The organism is Flavobacterium sp. FlaQc-28, assembly GCF_044007415.1.
GTDB lineage: Bacteria > Bacteroidota > Bacteroidia > Flavobacteriales > Flavobacteriaceae > Flavobacterium.
The window spans coordinates 166775-192918 of record NZ_JBIPCM010000009.1; the positions used below are offsets into that span (position 1 = coordinate 166775).

Here is a 26144-nt window from a genome sequence, read left to right on the forward strand (position 1 = left end):
GTATACTAACATTTTGTTTTTTTTCGTTTATACGTTTTTATCTTTTACCTTTGCTCGACAAATTTTGCCGAAATAATTTTATATAACATTATCAAATGAGAATATTCATTTTTCTATATCTATTAATTATACCAATCTTATTGTTTTCTCAAGAAAAGACTACTTCAAAAAGTAGTTTAGATATGAATTCAAAATATTCAAGTATAACAGACACTGTTAAAAAGAAGAAGGCTAAAATTGCTAAAATAGATCAATATCAGATTATTACTCTAGAGCATGATACTACTTATGTAGATACATCATTGACAATAAAAAGTGCATACAAACAAAACCATCTGCGAAAAGATCTTTTTGGACTGCTGGAGTTCTCAAATATTGGACAGCCTTTAAATGTTTTACAATACAGTTTAACTAGTTTTTCTCCTTATCCAGAAATTGGATTTTCGGCAATGCACTATAATTATTTGCAAGCAGATGATATTAGATACTATTCGGCAGCGACGCCTTTAACAGAGTTGTTTTTTAATACCACAATTAATAAAGGACAAAATGTAGACTCGTTTATTACTTTAAATACATCAAAAAATCTTAATTTTTCTATTGCTTATAGAGGTTTGCGTTCAGAAGGAGATTATATAAATCAGTTGGTAAGCTCAGGAAATTTTAGATTTACTACAAGTTATGCAACAACAGATAGAAGATATGCTTTAAATGCGCACTTTACTTTTCAAGATAATTCAAACGAAGAAAATGGAGGTATTACCACACCAGAGGATTTTGAAAGTGACAATCCAGATTTTAAAAACCGTCAGCGATTACAAGTTTACTTGACAGATGCAAAATCTTTTTTGAAAGGGAAAAGGTTATTTTTTGACCACGCTTTCAGGGTGAATCCAAAGAGCGGAAATAATAATTTGTATATAAATCATCAGTTTAACTTCGAAAATAAATTTTTCGAATACAATCAACCTACCGTACTTTCTACTGTAGATGGACAACAAGTGCAGCGTTTTGGAGCTTCATATACTACAAGTGGTATAAATGATCAAACTCATTTTGAAAGATTGTACAATAAAGTTGGATTGGCTTATGAAAATTCTTTATTGGGGAAGTTTAATTTTTTTGTAGATGATTACAGATCAAATTACAAATACGATCGAATTTTAGTTGATAAATCAGGAGGAGTTGTTCCAGATAATTTGTTTCTTCAGATCAATAATGTAGGTGGGCAATATGAATATCAAAAGAATAAATGGAATGGTCGTTTTTTATATACAAGATCCATCACTAACCAGTCACTTTCTGATCTTGACGCAAAATTAAGATATAACTTAAATGAGAGAATCCAGTTCGATTTTAAGTATAGAAACGTAAATAAACTGCCAAACAATAATTACAATTTATATCAAAGCAGTTATGTACAATACAACTGGTCGAATGATTTTAAAAACGAAAAAATTAATACGCTTGGAGCCAGCGTGTATACACCTTGGCTAAATGCCGAGGTTCAGTATACAGTTTTAAACGATCATTTGTATTTTAAAGATGTTTCAACTCCGGCTCAAGTATTAGCACAAACACAAATTGTAAGACCGGAGCAGTACGGAAACGCTATTAATTATTTAGAAATTAAAGCAAGCAGAGAATTTAAATTTGGGAAATTTGCATTAGATAATACTCTTCTGTATCAGAAAGTAGATCAATCTGATTTAATTTTAAATGTACCAGATTTTGTAACAAGAAACACATTCTATTATTCAAATCACTTTTTTAAGAAAGCATTATTTGCACAAGCAGGTGTTGTCTTTAATTATTTTACAAAATATTATGGTAATGGATATAATCCAGTTGTTGGAGAGTTTTTTGTTCAAAATAATAAAGAGATTGGAAATTATCCACTTTTTGATCTTTTTATAAATGCAAGAATTCGCCAGACACGTTTTTATCTAAAAGCTGAACATATAAATGCTCTTTTTGCAAAAAGCGATTATTATTCGGCACCTAATAATCCTTATCGTGATTTTGTATTGCGATTTGGTTTAGTTTGGAATTTCTTCCAATAAAACAATACAATTTATTTTAAAATACCACATATTAAAACTTAAACAAAATGGACTTTTCAAAAAATATTTTAGAAACAATTGGTAATACACCATTAGTAAAACTCAACAAGATTGTTGCTGAAATTGATGCATTAGTATTGGCAAAAGTCGAGACCTTTAATCCAGGAAATTCTGTAAAAGACAGAATGGCTGTAAAAATGATTGAAGATGCAGAGGCAGATGGAAGATTAAAACCAGGCGGAACTATTATTGAAGGTACTTCCGGAAATACAGGGATGGGATTAGCACTTGTTGCAATTATTAAAGGATATAAATTAATCTGTGTAATATCAGATAAGCAGTCTAAAGAAAAAATGGATATTCTTCGTGCTGTTGGTGCAAAAGTTGTAGTTTGTCCTACAGATGTTGAGCCAACAGATCCTCGTTCGTACTATTCAGTTTCAAAACGTTTAGCCGAAGAAACACCAAATTCTTGGTATGTAAATCAATACGATAATTTATCAAATTCATTAGCACATTATGAGCAGACTGGACCTGAAATTTGGAAGCAAACCGAAGGTAAAATCACTCATTTTGTTGTTGGAGTAGGAACAGGAGGAACAATTTCTGGAGTGGGAAAATATTTAAAAGAACAAAATCCAAATATTAAAATTTGGGGAATTGATACTTATGGTTCTGTTTTTAAAAAATATCACGAAACTGGAATTTTTGATGAAAACGAAATTTACTCTTATATAACTGAGGGAATTGGAGAAGATATTTTGCCTAAAAATGTTGATTTTTCATTGATAGATGGATTTACAAAAGTGACCGATAAAGATGCAGCAGTTTATACTAGAAAAATTGCACTAGAAGAAGCGATTTTTGTTGGAAATTCAGCTGGAGCCTGCATAAAAGGCTTGCTGCAGTTAAAAGAGCATTTTAAACCAGATGATGTTGTAGTTGTCCTGTTTCATGATTCAGGAAGCCGTTATGTAGGTAAAATGTTTAATGATGACTGGATGCGCGAGCGTGGATTCTTGGAAGAAAACGTTACCAAAGCTGAAGATGTTATTAAAGATCATATCGATAAAGAATTGATCGTTGTTCGTACAGAAGAATTAGTTTCTCATGCTATTGAGCGTATGCGTAAGTATAAAATTTCGCAGATTCCAGTAGTTGATATAAATGGTTTTGTTGGTTCTGTTGATGAAACAGACTTGTTTAGAAGTTATGTTGCAGATAAAAACGTAGCTGAAAAACCAATTAAAGACGTCATGGGAAAACCATTTCCAATTGTAAAATTAGGAACTCCAATCGAAGAAGTTTCTAAACTTTTTACAAAAGAAAATGATGCTGTTTTGATTGATTTAGGAAATGGAAATCATCACATCATCACTAAATATGACATTATTGGATCTATTAAATAGAACAAATTAATACTTTTACAAATCCATAAATCTACTTGTTAAAGACAGATTTATGGATTTTTTTATCCTATAAAATTTTTTAGAATGAACTTTACTGCAATTGATTTTGAAACTGCAACTGGTTATCATCCATGTTCTGTGGGAATTGTTACTGTCGAAAATGGAATTATTGTAGATGAATTTGTTACTTTAATAAAACCGCCAAATAACGAGTATAATCCATTTACGATTCGAGTACATGGTATTTATCCAAAAGATACCGTTAATTCAAAATCATTTTTACAGATTTATCCAGAGATCGAAAAAAGATTAAAAAATAGAGTAGTTGTGGCTCATAACGAAAGTTTTGATCGCAATGTTTTGGTGAAATCTATGTTACTTTGCGGGTTAAATTATGAAGATTTAAATATCGCTTCTAAGTGGGAATGTACAGTTAAGATTTATAAAGCAAAAGGTTTGAAGCCTACAAAATTGAGTGATTGCTGCAGGGAAATGAAAATACAACTTAATCATCATGAGGCGCTGTCAGATGCACGTGCTTGTGCAAAATTGTATATGCTTCGATAAAAATACTGTATAAATTTGTAAGAATAATAGTAAAAAATGTTTATTTTTAGTTTTTAATTTCACTTAAAATCTAAAAATGAAAGAAGATTTTCTTCATTATCTCTGGAAATTCAAGAAGTTTGATACTCTGAATTTAAAAACAGTTCAAGGTGAATTGGTTACGATTATTAAAACTGGCGACTATTTGCAACGCTCTGGGCCTGATTTTTTTAACACTCATATTAAAATTGGTGATCAAAAATGGGCAGGAAACGTAGAAATTCATTTAAAATCATCAGACTGGTATTTACATAATCATGAGAATGATTCAGCTTATGAAAATGTCATTTTGCACGTAGTTTGGGAGAATGATACTGCCATTTTCAGAAAAAATAACACTGAAATACCAGTTTTGGTCCTTAAAGATTATGTGAAAGCAGAAATAATTGCAAATTATCAAAACTTGCTTTCTACTAAAACTTGGATTCCGTGCGAAAAGCAAATAAGTGAAATTGATGAGTTTGTTTTAAAAAATTGGCAGGAAAGATTGTTTTTTGAGCGATTAGAGCGTAAATCAGAACTTGTTTGTAAGCTTTTAGAAGAATTTAATCAAGATTGGGAGGCAGTTTTATTCTGCCTATTGGCTAAGAATTTCGGCTTAAATACAAATGGTACTTCTTTTTTGCAAATAGCCAAATCAGTTCCTTTTTCGATTATTAGAAAAGAAAGTTTCGAGGCAGAAAATTTAGAGTCACTATTTTTTGGAACAGCCAATTTATTAAGTGAAGAGAAAGAAGATGAGTATTTTAAAGATTTAAAATTTAGATTTTTTTACCTCTTACATAAATACCAATTAGAGAGATCTTATATTGAACCTCTTCAATTTTTTAAGCATAGACCAGACAATTTTCCAACAATCAGGCTGTCGCAGTTGGCTATGCTATACCATAAACGACAGAACTTATTTTCGAAGATTATTAGATTGAAATCAGTTAAAAGTGTTTACGAAACTCTGAGCGTTTCTACTAGTTCTTACTGGAAAGGACATTTTCAGTTCGATAAAGAAAGTCCAAAGAAAGAAAAAACACTATCAAAGTCATTCCTTGATTTAGTAATCATTAATACTATTATTCCAATTCAGTTTGCATATTCAACAACGATTGGAGAATCTATTTCCGAAGACTTAATTAATTTTATGAATGAAGTCGCTCCAGAAAAGAACTCAATAATAGAAAAGTTTACTTCTTTTGGTGTCAAATCAATAAATGCGTTCGAAACTCAGACTTTATTGGAGCTTAAGAATGAGTATTGTAATAAAAAAGCTTGCTTGAAATGTGCAGTTGGAATGGAGCTTTTGAAAAAATAATTATATGATTAGAAAATGTGATAATGAGATAATTTGTACTTTTGTTATCCAGAGTATGTAGAAGGAGTCTAAAGTCTTAAGTATAAATCAAAAATCAAGATGTCAGCTATTTTAAAATTAAAATTCTTTTTCGAAAAATATGGTTTTCATGTATCGTCAAGATTAGCAGACAAACTAGGTATGCGTGTAACAAGTGTGAGGTTGTTTTTTATTTATATCTCTTTTGTAACGGCTGGTTTGGGTTTTGGGGTTTATTTAACCTTAGCTTTTTGGATTCGATTAAAGGATTTAATACGTGCTAAAAGAACTTCAGTTTTTGATTTGTAACTTATAAATAAGCATAAAAAAAAGGATCTTAAAGTGGTTAAAACTCTAAGATCCTTTTTTGTTTATATACCCAAAATTATTTTTCTGGATTATTTAATTTACTGTTTTTCTTACCATACATAAAGTATATTAAGACACCTAAAGCCATCCAAATAACAAGTCGTGCCCAGCTTTCGTTTGGTAAAGAATACATTAAAGCTAAACAAATTAAGATTCCTGCAATAGGTACAAAAGGAACTAAAGGAGTTCTAAATGATCTTGGCGCGTCAGGCATTTTATAACGCATTACCATAACTCCAATACATACAAGAACAAACGCTAACAGAGTTCCAATACTTACCATATGTCCTAAGTCACTTACAGGAACTAGTCCAGCAAATAAACTTACGAATATTAAAAAGAAAACATTGGTTTTCCAAGGTGTGCGGAATTTTGAATGTATTTCACTAAAGAATGGAGGTAACAAACCATCTTTACTCATAGTATAAAACACACGGCTTTGTCCCATAAGCATTACTAGAATTACCGAAGTGTATCCTGCTAAAATTGCAATGATTAAACCTGTTTGTAAAAAATCATATCCTGTAACTGCAAATGCGGTAGCAGCAGGTTTTGCATCTCCAGCAAATTTGTAGTAAGGTACAAGTCCTGTCATTACGTGAGCAAATAGCACATATAATATTGTACAGATTACTAAAGATCCTAAGATACCAATCGGCATTCCTTTTTGAGGATTTTTAGCTTCTTGAGCAGCAGTCGATACAGCATCAAAACCAATAAAAGCAAAAAATACAGTTGCTGCACCAGTTGCGATTCCTGACCATCCAAACTCTCCAAAAACTCCGGTATTTTTAGGAATATATGGAGTGTAGTTGCTAGTATCAATAAATTTCCATCCTAAAACAATAAAAACGATAACTACAGCCACTTTTACAACAACTAATACATTGTTGATAGTTGCAGATTCTTTTGTTCCTTTAATTAATAATAATGAAAGCAGCGAAACAATGAATATAGCGGGTAAGTTTACAATTCCACCTTCAATTACGGTACCATTACTAAGTGTTAAAGTTTCCCATGGAGAACAAATCAAGTCTGGAGGAAGATGAATGTTAAATTTTGCTAATAACTCTAATAAGTATCGAGACCAACTAACTCCTACTGTAGCGGCTCCTAAAGCATACTCTAAAACTAAATCCCAACCAATAATCCAAGCCATGAATTCTCCCATAGTGGCATAAGAATAGGTGTAGGCACTACCTGCAACAGGTATCATAGAAGCAAATTCGGCATAGCAAAGTCCTGCAAAACCACAACCTATAGCGGCTAATATAAATGAGATAGTTACTGCAGGTCCGGCATGTTCTGCGGCGGCAATTCCAGTTAAGGAGAATAGCCCGGCTCCAATGATGGCGCCAACTCCAAGTGCAACAAGCGAACGTGAAGATAAGGTTCTTTTTAGTCCTTTTTCAGATTCGGATGCTTCACCGAGCAATACCGAAAGAGGTTTAGTTTTCCAAATTGACATACTATAATATTGGTTTATTTGTTATTAAGCTCCAAATGTATCGTTTTTTATAAAAAATAAAAACAATTATCATGTTTTAAGTTATAAAATATTTAAAATTTTAAAGAAACACTCGGTAAAGCCTTATGACAAGCTGACAATCATTAAATTAATTGATAGAAATTTGCGGAATGTATAATTCTGACAAAAGTTAAATTTTAATGTATTTTCTTGTTAAGTTTGATGATTTTCTTGTATTTTAGATCCCTTGCAAATGGGTTAATTTATAAAAGTAATGAGTTTTAAGAAGATTAAGATGCATTTTAAGTTTACTAGTCAACAGCGAACTGGTATTTTTTTATTATTTGTTATCATAATTATTTTGCAGCTATTTTATTTCTTTTTTGATTTTGATAAATCAGAGATTTCTTTTAGTGGAGAAAAACAATGGATGTTATTGCAAAAAGATATAGATGCGGCTAGGATGGAGCAATTAACTGAAAAAGGAAAGGTGTATACTTTTAATCCAAATTTTATTTCGGATTATAAAGGTTATAAGCTAGGGATGTCAGTTCAAGAAATCGATAGATTACTGGCTTTTCGAAAAGAGAATAAATATGTAAACTCTGCAAAAGAGTTTCAAGAAGTGACACATATTTCTGATTCACTTTTAAAAGTGATTTCTCCATTGTTTAAATTTCCTGATTGGACACGGAAAAAGAATGAGTTTAAAATAGAGAAAAAAGAATATCCTGCGAAAATACCTTTTAATAAAGTGAATATTGTACTTTCAGATATTAATACCGCCAGTCAGGAAGATTTGATAAAAGTATATGGTATTGGAGAAGCTTTATCTTTAAGGATATTAAAACAAAAAGAAATTCTAGGAGGTTTTATTTCTATGGAACAGATGGAAGATGTTTGGGGACTTTCGCCAGAGGTGATAGTTGAATTAAACCGACGATTTAAAGCAGTTACTCCTTCAGGATTTAAAAAGATAGCAATAAATGATGCTTCTTTAAAAGAATTATCTCAGTTTCCGTATTTTAAATATTCTCTTGCAAAACAAATTGTAACTTATAGAAGCATGAACGGAAATTTTAATAATATTGAGGAATTATCAAAAATTAAAGGTTTTCCTGTTGAAAAAGCAAAAATAATTAGTTTATATTTGGAGTTCTAAAAAGATAGTACACAATGAATTTTGATTATAACGAGACGCAGTCAATGATTGCACAATCTATAAAAGATTTTGCCGAAAAGAATATAAAACCATTTATAATGGAGTGGGATGAAGCTCAGATTTTCCCAATTGATTTGTTTAAGAAACTTGGAGAAATGGGGTTCATGGGGGTTTTAGTACCTGAAGAATACGGAGGATCAGGATTAGGTTATCATGAATATATTACAGTAGTTGAAGAAATATCAAAAGTTGATCCTTCAATAGGTTTGTCGGTTGCAGCTCATAATTCGTTATGTACAAATCATATTTTAACTTTTGGAAACGAAGAGCAAAAGAAACGGTTTTTACCAAAGTTGGCAACGGCTGAATTTATTGGCGCATGGGGGTTAACAGAGCATAATACTGGTTCTGACGCAGGAGGTATGAATACAACAGCGGTTAGAGATGGAGATTCTTGGATTGTAAATGGTGCAAAAAATTTTATCACTCATGGTATATCTGGAGATGTGGCAGTTGTTATTGTTCGAACAGGAGAAAAAGGAGATTCTAAGGGTATGACAGCTTTTGTGTTTGAAAAAGGAATGCCTGGTTTTTCTTCAGGTAAAAAAGAAAATAAATTAGGAATGCGTGCAAGTGAAACCGCTGAATTGGTTTTTGATAATTGTCGTGTGCCAGATGCAAATAGATTAGGAGAAGTTGGAGGGGGATTTGTTCAGGCAATGAAAATTTTAGACGGAGGAAGAATTTCTATAGGAGCTTTGTCTCTAGGTATTGCAAAAGGAGCATATGAGGCAGCTTTAAAATATTCAAAAGAAAGATATCAGTTTGGGCAGCCGATTAGTAGTTTTCAAGGAATTTCGTTCAAATTGGCAGATATGGCCACTGAAATTGAGGCGTCAGAATTGCTATTACATAAAGCTGCTTTCTTAAAGCAAAAACACAAACCGGTAACTACATTAGGAGCGATGGCAAAAATGTATGCTTCAGAAGCCTGTGTGAAAATTGCAAATGATGCTGTTCAAATTCATGGAGGTTATGGCTATACCAAAGATTTTCCTGTAGAGAAATTTTATAGAGATTCTAAATTATGTACCATAGGAGAAGGGACTACTGAGATTCAAAAATTGGTTATCTCAAGAAATTTGTTGAAAGAATAGGTTTTGTGAATTGTAAAATGTAAAATAGCTTTAGATATTAAACCAGTTGTATTTTATTAGAAAAATAATTTAAAATTTATGATCCATAATTAATAATTAATTTTTACATTTGCAGCCTTAACGAGAGGAGGTGTCAATATTATGTTAATTATACCAATTAAAGACGGAGAAAATATCGATAGAGCATTAAAGCGCTATAAAAGAAAATTTGATAAAACAGGAACTGTTCGTCAATTAAGAGCACGTACTGCTTTTATTAAGCCTTCTGTAATCAAAAGAGCTCAAATTCAAAAAGCTGCTTACATCCAAACATTGAAAGATGGTTTAGAGAGTTAGTATACTGCTTTTTTAAAATAATTACCGTTAGTGATCAAAAAGTTTTAACTTTGATCCTAACGGTTTTTTGTTTTGTAATCTTTTCTAAATGATTTGTCTGTAACTGGGTAAGTTGAAAAAAAAAATTATGCAGTCTAATAAAGAAGCTTTTCGTGATTATTTGCAGTTGGAAAAAAAATATTCCTCACATACGGTTAGTGCTTATTTGGCTGATTTGAATTGTTTTGAAGAATTTAATAAAGTGCGGTTTGAGCAAGAGGGGATCGATTTTGTTAATTATAGTCAAATTAGAAGTTGGATTGTTTCTTTGGTGGATCAGGGAGTTTTAAATGTGTCTGTAAATCGCAAGATGGCTTCTCTGAAAGCTTTTTATAAATTTCTTTTAAAAATAAAACAAATTGAAGTTAGTCCTATGTTGAAGCATAAGACGCTCAAAACTCCTAAGATTGTACAAATTCCGTTTTCTGAAAAAGAGATGGGGGATTTTGTGTCTGAAGATGATTTTGTTGAGGGTTTTGAAGGGGTAAGAGATAGGCTTGTTGTAGAGCTTTTTTATACAACAGGTATTCGGCGTGTGGAGTTGATTGGGTTGATGTTGAGAAATGTTGATTTATCTTCTAATGTTATTAAGGTTTTAGGGAAGAGAAATAAAGAGAGAATTATTCCGCTTCTGCCTGTTGTTGCAACTCAGGTTAGTTTGTATTTAAAAGAAAGAATTCTGCTTGAGGGAATTCAGGATTCGGAATATTTTTTTATTTCGAAAAAAGGGTTAAAATTGAGTGAATCTTTTGTGTATCGATTAATAAATTCTTACTTTAGTAGGGTCTCTGAAAAGGTAAAAAAGAGTCCGCATGTGCTGCGGCATACTTTTGCGACTCACTTATTAAATAACGGAGCAGATTTAAATTCAGTTAAGGAGTTGTTAGGACATTCAAGTTTGGCGTCGACTCAGGTTTATACTCATAATAGTTTAGCGGAGCTTAAAAAAGTGTATGGTGATGCGCATCCTAGAAATAAATAATGATTCTGAAATGTTTAACCCTAAAATTAGTATTATGAAGGTAGATGTTCATGCAGTTAACTTTACTGTTGACAGAAAATTAGTTGATTTTATTCAAGAAAGAATGGATAAGCTGGAGAAGTATTATGATCGAGTTGTTTCGGCAGATGTTTTTTTAAAAGTTGAAAGAACGAGTGATAAAGAGAATAAGGCAGTAGAGATTAAGATTAATGTTCCGGGAGATGATTTTTTGGTAAAAAAGCAATGTAAGTCCTTTGAGGAGGCTGTTGAGAATTCAGCAGAATCGTTAGAACGATTGCTTGTGAAAAGGAAAGAAAAAATAAGAGCACATATATAATTGAAATTTTTTTTTAAAAAATGTTTTGATTAAAAGATAAAATAGCTACATTTGCAGTCCGTTAGAAATAGCGGACTTTTTTAATGTATTCGCCGATGTAGCTCAGCTGGCTAGAGCAGCTGATTTGTAATCAGCAGGTCGTGGGTTCGAGTCCCTCTATCGGCTCAAAAAAAGTTTCAAATGCGATTTGAAACGAGTTCTTTAAGAGATTGAAATTTTAAGAATTAGGGGAGATACTCAAGCGGCCAACGAGGGCAGACTGTAAATCTGCTGTGTGAACTTCGCAGGTTCGAATCCTGCTCTCCCCACAAAAAAAAGGTGAGATTTTAGGTTTTAGATTTTTGAAAATCTGAAATCTAAATTCAAGAATCTAAAATCAGAACTCTCTGCCGGTGTAGCTCAGGGGTAGAGTGCTTCCTTGGTAAGGAAGAGGTCTCGGGTTCAAATCCCGACATTGGCTCAAGTAAGTAGGAAATTGAAAATTAATATATAACTAAGATTAAAAATTAAGTAAAATGGCAAAGGAGAATTTTAATCGTTCCAAACCGCACTTAAACATAGGTACAATTGGACACGTAGATCACGGAAAAACTACATTAACTGCTGCAATTACAAAAGTATTGTCTGATGCAGGTTACTGTCAAGCAAAATCGTTTGATCAAATCGATAACGCTCCAGAGGAGAAAGAAAGAGGTATTACTATTAATACATCACACGTAGAGTATGAAACTGCTAACCGTCACTACGCTCACGTTGACTGTCCTGGTCACGCGGATTACGTAAAAAACATGGTTACTGGTGCTGCTCAAATGGACGGTGCTATCTTAGTAGTTGCTGCTACAGATGGTCCAATGCCACAAACTCGTGAGCACATCCTTTTAGGACGTCAGGTTGGTATTCCAAGAATCGTTGTTTTCATGAACAAAGTGGATATGGTTGATGATGCTGAGTTATTAGAGCTTGTTGAAATGGAAATTAGAGATTTATTATCTTTCTACGAATATGATGGAGATAATGGTCCTGTAGTTCAAGGTTCTGCTTTAGGAGGATTGAATAATGATCCTGCTTGGGTACCAAAAATCATTGAATTAATGGATGCTGTTGATGCTTGGATCGAAGAGCCAGTACGTGACGTAGCAAAACCATTCTTAATGCCGGTTGAAGATGTATTTACAATTACAGGTCGTGGAACTGTTGCTACAGGTCGTATCGAAACTGGTATTGCTAATACAGGTGATGCTGTTGAAATCATTGGTATGGGAGCTGATAAATTAACTTCTACTATTACAGGAGTTGAGATGTTCCGTAAAATCCTTGATAGAGGTGAAGCTGGAGATAACGTAGGTTTATTATTAAGAGGTATTGATAAAGAATCTATCAAAAGAGGAATGGTTATCATTAAGCCAGGATCAGTAAAACCACACTCTACTTTCAAAGCTGAGGTTTATATCTTGAAAAAAGAAGAAGGTGGACGTCATACTCCATTCCATAATAACTACCGTCCACAGTTCTACGTACGTACAACTGACGTAACAGGAGTTATTACTTTACCAGAAGGAGTAGAGATGGTAATGCCAGGAGATAACTTAACTATTAATGTTGCTTTATTAAGCCCAATCGCAATGAACGTAGGTTTACGTTTTGCTATCCGTGAAGGTGGTAGAACAGTTGGTGCTGGACAGGTTACTGAAATTGTAGAGTAATTTCTATAAAATTATAAAAAAAAAGCCAGTTGATTTTCTTAACTGAAGTCACTGGCTTTAATTACGGGCGTAGTTCAAGGGTAGAATAGCGGTCTCCAAAACCGTTGATGGGGGTTCGAATCCCTCCGCCCGTGCAATAAAAAAACATATCAAATGACAAAAGTTACTAATTATTTATCAGAGGCTTTCGAAGAGTTAAAGTCAAATGTTACTTGGCCTGCTTGGGCTGAGGTTCAAAAATTGACAATTGTCGTGGCTGTATTTTCGATTCTATTTGCTTTGGCAACATGGGGAGTAGACGAATTTTTTGCAAAAGCTTTGGCTGGATTTTTTAACTGGTTAAAAGGATAATTTTTTTGTGATGGCAGATAATAATGTGAAAAAATGGTACGTAGTTAGAGCGGTTAGTGGTCAAGAAAATAAAGTGAAAGCTTATATCGAGACTGAGATTGCGAGATTAGGTATGGAGGATTATGTTTCTCAGGTTTTAGTTCCTACTGAAAAAGTAGTTACTGTAAAAGATGGGAAAAAATCATCTAAGGATAAAGTTTACTTTCCTGGATATGTTATGATTGAAGCTAATTTAGTTGGTGAAATCCCTCATATTATTAAGTCAATTACTAGTGTTATTGGATTTTTAGGTGAGATTAAAGGCGGGGAACCTGTTCCTTTAAGGCTTTCTGAAGTAAATAGAATGTTAGGTAAAGTTGATGAGCTGGCTGTTAATACAGATACTCGTGCTATTCCTTTCAACTTAGGAGAAACTGTTAAAGTGATCGATGGTCCATTTAACGGATTCAACGGAACGGTTGAAAAAATTAATGAAGAGAAGCGTAAACTTGAAGTTATGGTTAAGATTTTCGGAAGAAAAACACCATTAGAGTTAAGTTTTATGCAAGTTGAAAAAGTATAATTTTTGTTACATCTATAATAACCACTATAATCGCTTCCTATGATTATAGTGTTAAATTTTTTAAAAAATGGCTAAAGAAATTAGTAAGGTAGTTAAACTACAAGTTAAGGGAGGTGCTGCGAATCCGTCGCCACCGGTTGGACCTGCTTTAGGAGCTGCTGGGGTTAATATCATGGAGTTCTGTAAGCAGTTCAATGCTAGAACACAAGATAAACCTGGCAAAATATGCCCAGTACAAATTACTGTGTATAAAGACAAATCATTTGATTTTGTTGTTAAGACTCCTCCAGCTGCTGTCCAATTATTGGAAGCTGCAAAGCTAAAGTCTGGATCAGGTGAACCAAATCGTAAAAAAGTAGCAAGTGTTACTTGGGACGTTATCAAAGCAATCGCTGAAGATAAAATGGTAGATTTAAATGCATTCACAATCGAATCTGCAATGAGCATGATCGCTGGAACTGCTAGATCTATGGGTATAACTGTATCAGGAGATGCTCCTTTTTAATTAAGAGAAAGAAATGGCAAAATTAACAAAAAAGCAAAAAGAGGCTGCTTCAAAAATTGAAAAGAACAAGCTATATACTTTAAAAGATGCAGCTGCATTAATTAAAGTTATTGCTTCTGCAAAATTTGATGAGTCTGTTGATATCGCAGTTCGTTTGGGTGTAGATCCAAGAAAAGCGAATCAAATGGTTAGAGGTGTAGTTACATTACCTCACGGAACAGGTAAAGATGTTAAAGTATTAGCATTAGTTACTCCAGATAAAGAAGCTGAAGCTAAAGAAGCTGGAGCTGATTATGTAGGTCTTGATGATTACTTACAAAAAATTAAAGATGGTTGGACAGATGTTGATGTAATCATCACTATGCCGGCTGTTATGGGTAAATTAGGTCCATTAGGTCGTATTTTAGGACCTAGAGGTTTAATGCCAAACCCTAAAACAGGTACTGTAACTATGGATGTTGCAAAAGCTGTTCAAGAGGTTAAAGCTGGTAAAATTGACTTTAAAGTTGACAAAACTGGTATCGTACATGCAGGAATTGGTAAAGTTTCTTTTGGAGCTGAGCAAATTTATGACAATGCACACGAAATTATTCAAACATTAATCAAACTTAAACCAACTGCTGCTAAAGGTACCTACATTAAAGGTATTCACCTTACAAGCACTATGAGTCCTGCAATTGCATTGGACCCTAAAGCAGTATAATTGGTAGTTAATAATTTTTAGTATGACTAGAGAAGAAAAATCAATCGCGATTGAAGATTTAACTGCACAGTTAGCTGGTACAAATATTATTTATGTATCTGATATTTCTGGATTAAATGCAGAAACTACTTCAAGCTTGAGAAGAGCTTGCTTTAAAGCAGGTATAAAATTAGAAGTTGTTAAAAATACTTTGCTTGCAAAAGCAATGGAAGCTTCTGCTAATGACTATGGAGATTTACCTTCAGTATTGACTGGTAATAGTGCTATATTTATTTCAGATGTTGCAAATGCACCTGGAAAAATAATCAAAGATTTCAGAAAAAAATCAGCTAAACCTGTATTAAAAGGAGCTTACATCAATTCTGAAGTTTATATTGGTGATGATCAATTAGATGCATTAGCAACTATTAAATCTAAAGAAGAGCTTATTGGTGAAATCATTGGATTATTACAATCACCAGCTCAAAGAATTATTTCAGCTTTACAAAACAAATTCGCTGGTAGCGAAGAAGAAGCTGAGGCATAATAATTCAAGCAGGGAATTAGTTTTCCTTGTTGCTTAATTAGCGCACAATAAATAAATTATATTTTACAAATCATTTTAAACGATAGAAAAAATGGCAGATTTGAAACAATTCGCAGAACAATTAGTTAACTTAACAGTTAAAGAAGTTAACGAATTAGCAACAATATTAAAAGACGAGTATGGTATCGAGCCTGCTGCTGCAGCTGTAGTAGTTGCTGCTGGTGGTGGAGAAGGTGCTGCTGAAGAAGCACAAACTGAATTTACAGTTGTATTGAAAGAAGCTGGTGCTTCTAAATTAGCAGTTGTAAAATTAGTTAAAGAACTTACAGGTTTAGGTCTTAAAGAAGCTAAAGATGTAGTTGATGGTGCTCCAAGTACTGTTAAAGAAGGTGTTTCTAAAGAAGAGGCTGAAGGTCTTAAAAAATCATTAGAAGAAGCTGGAGCTGTAGTTGAGCTTAAATAATTCAACACGGTTTTAAGAACTAGGTTTAGGTCCTGAGTTAACACTCAAAGGCCTAAACCATTTTTCGTATAATAAAATATATCAAGTTTTATTATCAAATAGTTTAAAATACGAAAAAGTTTTTGATCAATACGAAGAAAAAAAATTGAACTTACTTTTGGTTTATTTTTAAAGATGTATTGATTATAATAAGAAAGTATAGATTAAACAGTGTGTTTTACACAAAAAAATTACTTTTTTTTAATCAAAATTTTGTCCATTGATGATAACAAATCAGACTGAAAGATTGAATTTTGCCTCTACAAAAAATATTCCTGACTATCCAGATTTCTTAGATGTTCAGGTTAAATCTTTTAAAGATTTCTTTCAATTAGAAACGAAATCTGACGAAAGAGGCAACGAAGGGTTATACAACACCTTCATGGAAAACTTCCCAATTACAGATACAAGAAACAACTTTGTATTGGAATTCCTAGATTATTTTGTTGATCCGCCGCGTTATACAATTCAAGAATGTATAGAGAGAGGTCTTACTTATAGTGTGCCTTTAAAAGCTAGGCTAAAACTATACTGTACAGATCCAGAACACGAAGATTTTGAAACAATTGTACAAGATGTTTATCTTGGAACAATACCTTACATGACTCCAAGTGGTACTTTTGTAATCAATGGTGCCGAGCGTGTTGTAGTATCACAATTACACCGTTCTCCTGGGGTTTTCTTTGGACAGTCATTCCACGCAAATGGAACTAAACTTTATTCTGCAAGAGTAATTCCTTTTAAAGGATCTTGGATAGAATTCTCTACAGATATCAACAGCGTAATGTACGCGTATATCGATAGAAAGAAAAAATTACCTGTAACAACTTTATTCCGTGCTATCGGTTTCGAAAGAGATAAGGATATCCTTGAAATTTTCGACCTAGCTGAAGAAATTAAAGTTTCTAAAACTGGTATTAAGAAATATATTGGAAGAAGACTTGCTGCGCGTGTATTGAACACATGGCATGAGGATTTCGTTGATGAGGATACTGGAGAAGTAGTTTCTATCGAACGTAACGAAATCATCCTTGATCGTGATACTATTATCGATAAAGATAATGTTGAAGAGATCATTGATTCTAATGTTAAATCTATTTTGTTACACAAAGAGGATAATAACCAAGCAGATTATGCTATTATCCACAACACATTACAAAAAGATCCAACAAACTCTGAAAAAGAAGCTGTAGAGCACATTTACCGTCAGTTGCGTAACGCTGAACCGCCTGATGAGGAAACTGCTCGTGGTATTATAGATAAATTGTTTTTCTCTGATCAACGTTATAACTTAGGTGAAGTTGGTCGTTACAGAATGAACAAAAAATTAGATTTAGATATTCCTATGGATAAGCAAGTGCTTACTAAGGAAGATATCATTACAATCGTAAAATATTTGATCGAATTGATCAACTCTAAAGCAGAGATTGATGATATTGATCACTTATCAAACCGTCGTGTTAGAACAGTTGGTGAACAATTGTCTCAACAATTCGGTGTTGGTTTAGCACGTATGGCTAGAACTATTCGTGAGAGAATGAACGTTAGAGATAACGAGGTGTTTACACCAATTGATTTGATTAATGCTAAAACATTATCATCAGTTATCAACTCTTTCTTTGGTACTAACCAGTTATCTCAATTTATGGATCAAACGAATCCATTAGCTGAGATTACGCACAAAAGAAGACTTTCTGCACTTGGACCAGGTGGACTTTCGAGAGAGAGAGCTGGTTTCGAGGTTCGTGACGTTCACTATACTCACTATGGTCGTTTATGTCCGATTGAAACTCCTGAGGGACCAAACATTGGTTTGATTTCATCTCTTGGTGTTTATGCAAAAGTAAACGGAATGGGATTCATCGAAACTCCATACCGTAAAGTAACTAATGGTGTAGTTGATTTAGAAAGTACTCCAATTTACTTAAGTGCTGAAGAAGAAGAAGGTAAAATGATTGCTCAGGCAAACATTGAAATGGACGAAACTGGTAAAATTACAGCTAGCAATGTTATTGCTCGTGAGGAAGGTGACTTCCCGGTTGTTGAACCATCTGTAGTTCATTATACAGACGTAGCTCCTAACCAGATTGCATCGATTTCTGCATCTTTGATTCCTTTCTTGGAGCATGATGATGCGAACCGTGCGTTGATGGGATCAAACATGATGCGTCAGGCAGTTCCTTTGATCCGTCCTGAAGCACCAATTGTAGGTACAGGTTTAGAGCGTCAAGTAGCTTCAGATTCAAGAGTATTAATCAATGCTGAAGGGCATGGAACTGTTGAATATGTTGATGCTAATATCATTACTATTAAATACGATCGTACAGAAGACGAGAGAATGGTTAGTTTTGATGCTGATGAGAAAACATACAACCTTATTAAATTTAGAAAAACCAATCAAGGTACAAGTATTAACTTGAAACCAATCGTAAGAAAAGGTGACAGAGTTATTCCTGGACAAGTATTATCAGAAGGATATGCTACTCAAAATGGAGAACTAGCTTTAGGTAGAAACTTAAAAGTTGCGTTCATGCCATGGAAAGGGTATAACTTTGAGGATGCGATTGTAATTTCTGAAAAAGTAGTTCGTGATGATATTTTTACTTCTATCCACGTTGATGATTATTCATTAGAGGTTAGAGATACTAAGTTAGGAAATGAAGAGTTAACAAACGATATTCCTAACGTTTCTGAAGAAGCTACTAAAGATTTAGATGAAAACGGTATGATTAGAATTGGAGCAGAGGTTAAACCTGGCGACATTTTGATCGGAAAAATTACACCAAAAGGAGAATCAGATCCTACTCCAGAGGAGAAATTGCTTCGTGCAATCTTCGGGGATAAAGCAGGTGATGTAAAAGATGCTTCATTAAAAGCTTCTCCATCTTTACATGGTGTAGTTCTTGATAAAAAATTATTTGCAAGAGCCGTAAAAGATAAACGTAAACGTACTCAGGATAAAGATGCTTTAGGCGCTTTAGAAATGGAGTTCGAAACTAAATTTGTTGAATTAAAAGACAGATTAGTTGAGAAATTATTCTTGATCGTTAACGGAAAAACATCTCAAGGTGTAATGAATGATTTGGGTGAAGAAGTTTTACCAAAAGGTAAAAAATATACTCAAAAAATGCTTTACGCAGTAGAAGATTTTGCTCACTTAAGCAAAGGTCAATGGGTTGCCGATGACGCTACAAATAAAATGGTTAATGATTTAATTCATAACTATAAAATTAAGCTAAACGACTTACAAGGATCTTTAAGAAGAGAAAAATTTACTATTACAGTTGGAGATGAATTACCATCTGGAATCTTGAAATTGGCTAAAATCTATATCGCTAAAAAGCGTAAGTTAAAAGTTGGTGATAAAATGGCGGGACGTCACGGTAACAAAGGTATTGTTGCTAGAATCGTTCGTCATGAAGATATGCCTTTCTTAGAAGATGGAACACCAGTAGATATCGTATTGAATCCACTTGGGGTACCTTCACGTATGAACATTGGTCAGATTTATGAGACTGTTCTTGGATGGGCTGGTATGAACTTGGGTAGAAAATTTGCTACTCCAATTTTCGACGGTGCTTCTCTTGACGAGATCAACGCTTTGACTGATGAGGCTAATGTACCACGTTTCGGACATACTTATCTTTATGATGGTGGAACTGGAGAGCGTTTTGCACAAAAAGCAACTGTGGGTGTAATTTACATGCTTAAATTAGGACACATGGTTGATGATAAGATGCACGCACGTTCTATCGGACCATACTCATTGATTACGCAACAACCACTTGGAGGTAAGGCTCAATTTGGAGGTCAGCGTTTTGGAGAGATGGAGGTTTGGGCACTTGAGGCTTATGGAGCTTCTAGTACTTTACGTGAAATCTTAACTGTTAAGTCTGATGATGTTATTGGTAGAGCTAAAACTTACGAAGCTATCGTTAAAGGAGAATCTATGCCAGAACCAGGATTACCAGAATCATTCAATGTATTGATGCACGAATTGAAAGGTCTTGGACTAGACATTCGTTTAGAAGAATAATAAAAGTTTTGTAATCAGTCTCATTTTTTAATGGGACTGATTACTCATTTATAAAAGTTTTTAAAGATTTATACCCGTAAACCGTTCCGATTTTTTATAACAATGTAAGGCATTTTATAACTAGCGCTTCAAATTTAATTTTGAAGTTTAGAGAAGTAACCCGAGGTAGTAGCTGAATGATTAACTCTTCATTTTTAAAAGAGTAGATTATAAATCTAAATTCAATTTTTTAATTGCAAATAAATCAATAGTAAAAACTATGATGAATAATAGAAACAATAATAAGGATAAAAATCCAGTTAAAAGATTTAATAAAATCTCAATTGGATTAGCTTCACCAGAATCTATCTTGAAAGAATCAAGAGGAGAGGTGTTGAAACCAGAAACAATTAACTACAGAACTCACAAACCTGAGCGTGACGGACTTTTCTGCGAAAGAATATTCGGACCTGTTAAGGATTTTGAGTGTGCTTGTGGAAAATATAAAAGAATTCGTTACAAAGGTATCATCTGTGACCGTTGTGGTGTTGAAGTTACTGAGAAAAAAGTACGTCGTGATAGAGTAGGACATATCAACCTTGTTGTGCCGATTGCTCATATCTGGTATTTCCGTTCTCTTCCAAACAAAATTGGTTATATCCTTGGTCTTCCATCTAAGAAATTAGATATGATCATTTACTACGAAAGATACGTAGTAATCCAAGCTGGTATTGCTAAAAATGCAGATGGAGAATCTTTACAAAGATTAGATTTCTTAACTGAAGAAGAATACCTAAACATTTTAGATACTCTTCCACAAGAAAATCAATATTTAGATGATTTAGATCCAAATAAATTTGTTGCCAAAATGGGAGCAGAGTGTATTATGGATTTATTAGCTCGTATTGACCTAGATGCTTTATCTTATGAATTAAGACACAGCGCTAACAATGAGACTTCTAAACAAAGAAAAACTGAGGCTTTAAAAAGATTACAAGTTGTTGAATCTTTCCGTGAGTCTAACGAAAACCGCGAAAACCGTCCAGAATGGATGATTATGAAAGTGGTTCCAGTTATCCCACCAGAATTACGTCCACTTGTGCCACTTGATGGAGGTCGTTTTGCAACTTCAGATTTGAACGATTTATATCGTCGTGTAATCATCCGTAACAACCGTTTGAAAAGATTAATGGAGATTAAAGCTCCAGAAGTTATCTTAAGAAACGAGAAACGTATGTTACAGGAATCTGTAGATTCATTATTCGATAACACTCGTAAAGCTTCTGCTGTTAAAACAGAATCTAACAGACCATTAAAATCATTATCTGACTCATTAAAAGGTAAGCAAGGACGTTTCCGTCAAAACTTACTTGGAAAACGTGTGGATTATTCTGCTCGTTCGGTAATCGTCGTTGGTCCAGAGTTAAAATTATATGAGTGCGGATTGCCAAAAGATATGGCTTCTGAATTATACAAACCTTTCGTTATCCGTAAATTGATTGAAAGAGGTATTGTAAAAACAGTAAAATCTGCTAAGAAAATCATAGACAAAAAAGAGCCAGTAGTTTGGGATATTTTAGAAAATGTAATTAAAGGACACCCAGTATTACTGAACCGTGCTCCTACTTTGCACAGACTTGGTATTCAGGCTTTCCAACCAAAATTAATTGAAGGAAAAGCGATCCAGTTACACCCATTAGTATGTACGGCATTCAACGCCGATTTCGATGGTGACCAGATGGCGGTTCACTTACCATTAGGACCAGAGGCTATTTTAGAGGCACAATTATTAATGTTAGCTTCTCATAATATCTTGAACCCTGCAAATGGTGCTCCAATTACTGTACCTTCTCAGGACATGGTCTTGGGTCTATACTATATGACCAAAGAGCGTATTTCTACAGAAGATCACATTATTTTAGGTCAAGATTTGACTTTCTATTCTGCTGAAGAAGTAAACATTGCATTAAACGAAGGAAGATTAGAATTGAATGCTCGCGTGAAAATTAGAGCAAAAGATTTTAATGACGCTGGAGAATTAGTGTACAAAATCATTCAAACAACTGCAGGACGTGTATTATTTAACGAAGTAGTACCTGAAGCAGCTGGATATATCAATGACGTATTGACTAAGAAAAACCTTAGAGATATTATCGGTCACATTTTAAGTGTAACTGATGTACCTACAACGGCAGCTTTCTTGGATAATATGAAAGATATGGGGTATAAATTTGCATTTAGAGGAGGTTTATCATTCTCTTTAGGTGATATTAGAATTCCAGAACAAAAAACGAAGTTAATTGCAGATGCTAGAGAGCAAGTTGAAGGTATCTCAACTAACTATAACATGGGTCTTATCACAAATAACGAGCGTTACAACCAAGTTATTGACGTATGGACTTCAGCAAATGCTCAGTTAACAGAATTAGCAATGAAAAATATTAGAGAAGACCAACAAGGTTTCAACTCTGTATATATGATGCTTGACTCTGGAGCGAGGGGTTCTAAGGAGCAGATTCGTCAGTTAACTGGTATGCGTGGTTTGATGGCTAAGCCTAAAAAATCTACTGCTGGTGGTGGTGAGATTATTGAAAACCCGATTCTTTCTAACTTTAAGGAAGGTCTTTCGATCCTTGAGTACTTCATTTCTACTCACGGTGCTCGTAAAGGTCTTGCGGATACGGCTCTTAAAACGGCCGATGCTGGTTACTTAACAAGAAGGCTTCATGACGTTTCTCAAGATGTTATTGTTAACATCGAAGATTGTGGAACTTTAAGAGGTGTTGAAGTTGCTGCATTGAAGAAAAATGAGGAAATCGTTGAATCATTAGGAGAAAGAATTTTAGGACGTGTTGCATTGCAAGATGTTATAAACCCACTTACTAATGAAGTAATGGTTCAATCTGGCCAACAAATTACTGAAGCAATTATGAGAACTATCGAAGCTTCTCCAATTGAAAAAGTAGAGGTTAGATCTCCATTAACTTGTGAAGCTTTAAAAGGTATTTGTGCTAAATGTTACGGTAGAAACTTAGCTACTGGAAAAATGACACAAAGAGGTGAAGCTGTCGGAGTTATTGCTGCTCAGTCTATTGGAGAGCCAGGTACACAGTTGACACTTCGTACGTTCCACGTTGGAGGGGTTGCTGGAGGTATCTCTGAAGAGTCTAGTATTGTTACAAGATTCGCAGGTAGACTTGAGATTGAAGATTTAAAAACTGTTAAAGGTGAAGACAGCGAAGGTAATGCGGTAGATATCGTAGTATCACGTTCAACGGAATTAAAATTAGTTGATGAGAAAACTGGAATCGTTTTAAACACACATAATATTCCTTACGGTTCTAGTATTTTTGTAAAAGACGGAGAAAGTGTTGGTAAAGGTGCTGTAATCTGTAAGTGGGATCCATATAACGGTGTAATTGTTTCTGAGTTTACTGGTAAAATTGCTTACGAGGATTTAGAGCAAGGACAATCATTCATGGTTGAGATCGATGAGCAGACTGGTTTCCAAGAAAAAGTAATTTCTGAGGCTAGAAACAAAAAATTAATTCCAACTTTATTAGTTTATGGTAAAGAAGGTGAATTGATTCGTTCTTACAACTTACCAGTAGGTGCACACTTAATGGTTGAAAACGGTGAGAAAATTAAAGCTGGTAAAGTATTAGTAAAAATCCCACGTCGTTCTTCTAAAGCAGGCGATATCACAGGAGGTTTACCAAGAATTACTGAGCTTTTAGAAGCTCGTAACCCTTCAAACCCAGCGGTTGTATCTGAAATTGATGGTGTTGTTTCTTTTGGAAAAATCAAAAGAGGTAACCGTGAGATCGTTATCGAGTCTAAATTTGGTGAGATTAAAAAGTATTTAGTTAAACTTTCTAGCCAAATCTTAGTACAAGAAAATGACTTCGTAAGAGCGGGAGTTCCATTGTCTGACGGTGCAATTACACCAGATGATATCTTAAGAATTCAAGGGCCGGCTGCTGTTCAACAGTACTTGGTGAATGAAATTCAAGAGGTTTACCGTTTACAAGGGGTAAAAATTAATGACAAGCACTTTGAGGTAGTTATTCGTCAAATGATGCGTAAAGTAAGAGTTCAGGATCCAGGTGATACTTTATTCTTAGAAGATCAATTAATTCACACTAAAGATTTCATCGTTCAAAACGATAAATTATACGGTATGAAAGTAGTTGAAGATGCTGGAGATTCTAGCGTATTGAAACCAGGTCAGATTATCTCTCCTCGTGAATTGCGTGATGAAAATTCATTATTGAAACGAAATGATAAAAATCTTGTTGTAGCAAGAGATGTAATTACCGCAACTGCAACACCAGTTCTTCAAGGTATTACAAGAGCTTCGTTACAAACTAAATCATTTATTTCTGCGGCTTCATTCCAGGAGACAACGAAAGTACTTAACGAAGCTGCTGTAGCTGGTAAAGTTGATGATTTAGAAGGATTAAAAGAAAATGTAATTGTTGGACACAGAATTCCTGCGGGAACTGGTATGAGAGAGTACGATAATACTATCGTAGGATCTAAAGATGATTACAATGAAATGATGGCTAATAAAGAAGAATATATTTATTAATTAGGAAACTATGAGTAATCCGAAACAACAACAAGAGCAAATTAATATTGAGTTAGACGAAACTATTGCAGAAGGAATTTATTCTAATCTTGCAATTATCAATCACTCATCATCAGAGTTTGTTTTAGATTTTGTGAGCATTATGCCCGGTATTCCTAAAGCCAAGGTAAAGTCAAGAATTGTCTTGACACCGCAACATGCTAAAAGATTATTGCGTGCAATAGGTGAAAATATCCACAGATTTGAAGCCGCTCATGGCGAAATCAAAGAAACGGAACAAGCACCTATTCCGCTTAATTTTGGTCCTGCGGGACAAGCATAAATTTTAAAGCCCCATTAAATGGGGCTTTTTTTATATTTCAATTTTTAACAAATATGTAGTTTGTCTGATTTAATTTACTTTAGTCGACTAAATTTCTTTTTCTTTTTAGATTATTTTAAATTAATCCTTCCTATGAAAGATTAATTTTTGAAATATAATGACTTAGTAAGGTTGATTTAATTCAAAGTTTAAAAAAGCACTAATTTAATTAGTGCTTTTTTTATGCTTCAAAATGAACAGATTAAAAAATAATCTAAAAATATTTTCATCCCTTCCCAACCTTTTTAGAAAAAATGTACTCTATATAAGTAAGAGCCAATATTAAGGGTTTTAACATAAATAGCGTATAGTATGAAAAAGAAATTCACCTTAGAAATAGCAAGTCCATGTTCAGAAAATTTTGATAAAATGATTCCTAATGCGAGTGGTTCATTTTGTGATTCTTGTATGAAGAATGTAATTGATTTGAGCAAAAAAACAAATTCAGAAGTCGCTAAGTTTATTGCAGAAACAAAAGATAAAAACATCTGCGCCCGACTAAAAGTAACACAGCTGGAAGAAGAATTCCAATATAATGAAACCTCCAGAATGCATAATTTTAAATATGCAGCGGTTGCAGCATCTGTTTTACTAGCTTCAAATCTTACTGCGCAGGAAAAAGAGCCTGTGCAGACAGAAGAATCCTATGTAGCACCTACTATATATAGATTAGGTAAAGTAGCTCAGAATCAAACTGTAAATAAAGAGGTTTTGATCACAATAAAAGGGAAATTAATCGAAGCTAAGTCTAATAGACCATTTGGAGGAGAAACATATTCTAATTTAACGCTTTCCATTAATAATTCAGAAAACGCAGTAAAAGTAAATCCAAAAACGGGTGAGTTTTCTATAACAACAGAAGTTTCAAAAGACAGTAAAACACTTATGGTTACGATAAGCGGAAATGACTATTATCTTGCTAAAGAAATCCCTTTTGATATAAAATCAGTAAAAGGAAATGTATTGCAGAAAAATATCATAATTGCTTCTGAAGAACTGACTAAAATTTATATTGCTGGTGGATTAGGAATTAATTATACCAGACAATAAAATTTACATATTGGGGAATGTAA

General features: G+C 33.7%; 22 protein-coding genes and 4 tRNA genes. 25 read left to right on the plus strand and 1 reads right to left on the minus strand.

Translation table 11 applies throughout. The features are described from left to right. The first annotated feature begins 95 nt into the window (after window positions 1-95). The 5 genes from ACHRVL_RS19935 to ACHRVL_RS19955 all read left to right on the plus strand — a co-directional run bounded on the left by ACHRVL_RS19935 (window position 96) and on the right by ACHRVL_RS19955 (window position 5711). The gene (locus ACHRVL_RS19935) at window positions 96-2063 is read left to right on the plus strand and encodes a putative porin (protein ID WP_395415092.1); all 1968 of its coding nucleotides are present in this window, start codon (window positions 96-98) and stop codon (window positions 2061-2063) included. 47 nt (window positions 2064-2110) lie between these two features. Then, entirely contained in the window at window positions 2111-3472 is a 1362-nt protein-coding gene (locus ACHRVL_RS19940; RefSeq protein ID WP_089053860.1) for a pyridoxal-phosphate dependent enzyme, read from the plus strand. Window positions 3473-3556: 84 nt separating this feature from the next. Beyond that, window positions 3557-4039: a 3'-5' exonuclease gene (locus ACHRVL_RS19945; protein ID WP_395415093.1), complete on the plus strand. Its 483-nt coding sequence runs from the start codon at window positions 3557-3559 to the stop codon at window positions 4037-4039. A 76-nt stretch (window positions 4040-4115) separates the two neighbouring features. Further along, window positions 4116-5384 carry a DUF2851 family protein gene (locus ACHRVL_RS19950; protein ID WP_395415094.1) on the plus strand — a complete coding sequence of 423 codons (1269 nt, stop codon included), beginning with the start codon at window positions 4116-4118 and terminating at the stop codon, window positions 5382-5384. 99 nt (window positions 5385-5483) lie between these two features. Next, window positions 5484-5711 carry a PspC family transcriptional regulator gene (locus ACHRVL_RS19955; RefSeq protein ID WP_007810860.1) on the plus strand — a complete coding sequence of 76 codons (228 nt, stop codon included), beginning with the start codon at window positions 5484-5486 and terminating at the stop codon, window positions 5709-5711. Window positions 5712-5787: 76 nt separating this feature from the next. Here the strand turns inward: ACHRVL_RS19955 and ACHRVL_RS19960 are convergent, their stop codons facing one another. Then, complete coding sequence (locus tag ACHRVL_RS19960) at window positions 5788-7239, minus strand: amino acid permease (RefSeq protein WP_395415095.1); 1452 nt, start codon at window positions 7237-7239, stop codon at window positions 5788-5790. Window positions 7240-7513: 274 nt separating this feature from the next. Between ACHRVL_RS19960 and ACHRVL_RS19965 the strand changes: the two genes are divergently transcribed. From ACHRVL_RS19965 to ACHRVL_RS20060, 20 genes are all read left to right on the plus strand, one after another. After that, a complete protein-coding gene (locus ACHRVL_RS19965; RefSeq protein WP_395415096.1) occupies window positions 7514-8401 on the plus strand; it encodes a ComEA family DNA-binding protein in 888 nt (295 codons plus the stop codon). 14 nt (window positions 8402-8415) lie between these two features. Further along, entirely contained in the window at window positions 8416-9558 is a 1143-nt protein-coding gene (locus ACHRVL_RS19970) for an acyl-CoA dehydrogenase family protein (protein WP_395415097.1), read from the plus strand. Between the two features lie 141 nt (window positions 9559-9699). Beyond that, window positions 9700-9894: a 30S ribosomal protein S21 gene (gene rpsU / locus ACHRVL_RS19975; protein WP_089053855.1), complete on the plus strand. Its 195-nt coding sequence runs from the start codon at window positions 9700-9702 to the stop codon at window positions 9892-9894. 127 nt (window positions 9895-10021) lie between these two features. After that, window positions 10022-10915, plus strand: coding sequence for a tyrosine-type recombinase/integrase (locus ACHRVL_RS19980; protein ID WP_395415098.1), 894 nt, complete (start codon window positions 10022-10024; stop codon window positions 10913-10915). Window positions 10916-10949: 34 nt separating this feature from the next. Next, window positions 10950-11252, plus strand: coding sequence for a ribosome hibernation-promoting factor, HPF/YfiA family (hpf, locus tag ACHRVL_RS19985; RefSeq protein ID WP_089054001.1), 303 nt, complete (start codon window positions 10950-10952; stop codon window positions 11250-11252). A 91-nt stretch (window positions 11253-11343) separates the two neighbouring features. After that, window positions 11344-11417: transfer RNA gene (locus ACHRVL_RS19990), tRNA-Thr, on the plus strand. A gap of 62 nt (window positions 11418-11479) precedes the next feature. Then, window positions 11480-11560, plus strand: a tRNA-Tyr gene (locus ACHRVL_RS19995). An 80-nt stretch (window positions 11561-11640) separates the two neighbouring features. Further along, window positions 11641-11712: transfer RNA gene (locus ACHRVL_RS20000), tRNA-Thr, on the plus strand. 55 nt (window positions 11713-11767) lie between these two features. Beyond that, complete coding sequence (gene tuf, locus ACHRVL_RS20005) at window positions 11768-12955, plus strand: elongation factor Tu (RefSeq protein ID WP_089053853.1); 1188 nt, start codon at window positions 11768-11770, stop codon at window positions 12953-12955. A 63-nt stretch (window positions 12956-13018) separates the two neighbouring features. Next, window positions 13019-13089: transfer RNA gene (locus ACHRVL_RS20010), tRNA-Trp, on the plus strand. Window positions 13090-13108: 19 nt separating this feature from the next. Further along, window positions 13109-13306, plus strand: a complete 198-nt coding sequence (secE, locus tag ACHRVL_RS20015) for a preprotein translocase subunit SecE (protein ID WP_008466927.1) — start codon at window positions 13109-13111, stop codon at window positions 13304-13306. Between the two features lie 10 nt (window positions 13307-13316). Next, on the plus strand, window positions 13317-13868 hold the full coding sequence (nusG, locus tag ACHRVL_RS20020; protein ID WP_089053852.1) for a transcription termination/antitermination protein NusG: 552 nt from the start codon (window positions 13317-13319) through the stop codon (window positions 13866-13868). Window positions 13869-13935: 67 nt separating this feature from the next. Then, window positions 13936-14373, plus strand: a complete 438-nt coding sequence (gene rplK / locus ACHRVL_RS20025) for a 50S ribosomal protein L11 (protein WP_007807442.1) — start codon at window positions 13936-13938, stop codon at window positions 14371-14373. A 13-nt stretch (window positions 14374-14386) separates the two neighbouring features. Then, window positions 14387-15076 carry a 50S ribosomal protein L1 gene (gene rplA / locus ACHRVL_RS20030; protein ID WP_089053851.1) on the plus strand — a complete coding sequence of 230 codons (690 nt, stop codon included), beginning with the start codon at window positions 14387-14389 and terminating at the stop codon, window positions 15074-15076. A 22-nt stretch (window positions 15077-15098) separates the two neighbouring features. Beyond that, window positions 15099-15602: a 50S ribosomal protein L10 gene (gene rplJ, locus ACHRVL_RS20035; RefSeq protein ID WP_129024105.1), complete on the plus strand. Its 504-nt coding sequence runs from the start codon at window positions 15099-15101 to the stop codon at window positions 15600-15602. Window positions 15603-15693: 91 nt separating this feature from the next. Further along, window positions 15694-16065, plus strand: a complete 372-nt coding sequence (rplL, locus tag ACHRVL_RS20040) for a 50S ribosomal protein L7/L12 (RefSeq protein WP_025572412.1) — start codon at window positions 15694-15696, stop codon at window positions 16063-16065. A 262-nt stretch (window positions 16066-16327) separates the two neighbouring features. Further along, on the plus strand, window positions 16328-20140 hold the full coding sequence (rpoB, locus tag ACHRVL_RS20045) for a DNA-directed RNA polymerase subunit beta (RefSeq protein ID WP_395415129.1): 3813 nt from the start codon (window positions 16328-16330) through the stop codon (window positions 20138-20140). Window positions 20141-20399: 259 nt separating this feature from the next. Continuing rightward, on the plus strand, window positions 20400-24710 hold the full coding sequence (gene rpoC, locus ACHRVL_RS20050) for a DNA-directed RNA polymerase subunit beta' (protein ID WP_370432389.1): 4311 nt from the start codon (window positions 20400-20402) through the stop codon (window positions 24708-24710). A 10-nt stretch (window positions 24711-24720) separates the two neighbouring features. Then, on the plus strand, window positions 24721-25032 hold the full coding sequence (locus ACHRVL_RS20055; RefSeq protein ID WP_012024017.1) for a DUF3467 domain-containing protein: 312 nt from the start codon (window positions 24721-24723) through the stop codon (window positions 25030-25032). 351 nt (window positions 25033-25383) lie between these two features. Next, the gene (locus ACHRVL_RS20060; RefSeq protein WP_395415099.1) at window positions 25384-26121 is read left to right on the plus strand and encodes a hypothetical protein; all 738 of its coding nucleotides are present in this window, start codon (window positions 25384-25386) and stop codon (window positions 26119-26121) included. Window positions 26122-26144 lie beyond the last annotated feature (23 nt).

What these genes read in the sequence shown, in the direction of transcription:
- ACHRVL_RS19940 (WP_089053860.1), top strand. Translation starts at nt 2,111, where the DNA reads ATGGACTTTTCAAAAAATATTTTAGAAACAATTGGTAATACACCATTA.
- ACHRVL_RS19970 (WP_395415097.1), top strand. Translation starts at nt 8,416, where the DNA reads ATGAATTTTGATTATAACGAGACGCAGTCAATGATTGCACAATCTATA.
- ACHRVL_RS19935 (WP_395415092.1), top strand. Translation starts at nt 96, where the DNA reads ATGAGAATATTCATTTTTCTATATCTATTAATTATACCAATCTTATTG.
- ACHRVL_RS20060 (WP_395415099.1), top strand. Translation starts at nt 25,384, where the DNA reads ATGAAAAAGAAATTCACCTTAGAAATAGCAAGTCCATGTTCAGAAAAT.
- ACHRVL_RS19980 (WP_395415098.1), top strand. Translation starts at nt 10,022, where the DNA reads ATGCAGTCTAATAAAGAAGCTTTTCGTGATTATTTGCAGTTGGAAAAA.
- rpoB (WP_395415129.1), top strand. Translation starts at nt 16,328, where the DNA reads ATGATAACAAATCAGACTGAAAGATTGAATTTTGCCTCTACAAAAAAT.
- tuf (WP_089053853.1), top strand. Translation starts at nt 11,768, where the DNA reads ATGGCAAAGGAGAATTTTAATCGTTCCAAACCGCACTTAAACATAGGT.
- nusG (WP_089053852.1), top strand. Translation starts at nt 13,317, where the DNA reads ATGGCAGATAATAATGTGAAAAAATGGTACGTAGTTAGAGCGGTTAGT.
- rplL (WP_025572412.1), top strand. Translation starts at nt 15,694, where the DNA reads ATGGCAGATTTGAAACAATTCGCAGAACAATTAGTTAACTTAACAGTT.
- rplJ (WP_129024105.1), top strand. Translation starts at nt 15,099, where the DNA reads ATGACTAGAGAAGAAAAATCAATCGCGATTGAAGATTTAACTGCACAG.
- ACHRVL_RS19945 (WP_395415093.1), top strand. Translation starts at nt 3,557, where the DNA reads ATGAACTTTACTGCAATTGATTTTGAAACTGCAACTGGTTATCATCCA.
- rplA (WP_089053851.1), top strand. Translation starts at nt 14,387, where the DNA reads ATGGCAAAATTAACAAAAAAGCAAAAAGAGGCTGCTTCAAAAATTGAA.
- rpoC (WP_370432389.1), top strand. Translation starts at nt 20,400, where the DNA reads ATGATGAATAATAGAAACAATAATAAGGATAAAAATCCAGTTAAAAGA.
- rpsU (WP_089053855.1), top strand. Translation starts at nt 9,700, where the DNA reads ATGTTAATTATACCAATTAAAGACGGAGAAAATATCGATAGAGCATTA.
- rplK (WP_007807442.1), top strand. Translation starts at nt 13,936, where the DNA reads ATGGCTAAAGAAATTAGTAAGGTAGTTAAACTACAAGTTAAGGGAGGT.
- ACHRVL_RS19950 (WP_395415094.1), top strand. Translation starts at nt 4,116, where the DNA reads ATGAAAGAAGATTTTCTTCATTATCTCTGGAAATTCAAGAAGTTTGAT.
- secE (WP_008466927.1), top strand. Translation starts at nt 13,109, where the DNA reads ATGACAAAAGTTACTAATTATTTATCAGAGGCTTTCGAAGAGTTAAAG.
- ACHRVL_RS19955 (WP_007810860.1), top strand. Translation starts at nt 5,484, where the DNA reads ATGTCAGCTATTTTAAAATTAAAATTCTTTTTCGAAAAATATGGTTTT.
- ACHRVL_RS19960 (WP_395415095.1), bottom strand. Translation starts at nt 7,239, where the DNA reads ATGTCAATTTGGAAAACTAAACCTCTTTCGGTATTGCTCGGTGAAGCA.
- ACHRVL_RS20055 (WP_012024017.1), top strand. Translation starts at nt 24,721, where the DNA reads ATGAGTAATCCGAAACAACAACAAGAGCAAATTAATATTGAGTTAGAC.
- hpf (WP_089054001.1), top strand. Translation starts at nt 10,950, where the DNA reads ATGAAGGTAGATGTTCATGCAGTTAACTTTACTGTTGACAGAAAATTA.
- ACHRVL_RS19965 (WP_395415096.1), top strand. Translation starts at nt 7,514, where the DNA reads ATGAGTTTTAAGAAGATTAAGATGCATTTTAAGTTTACTAGTCAACAG.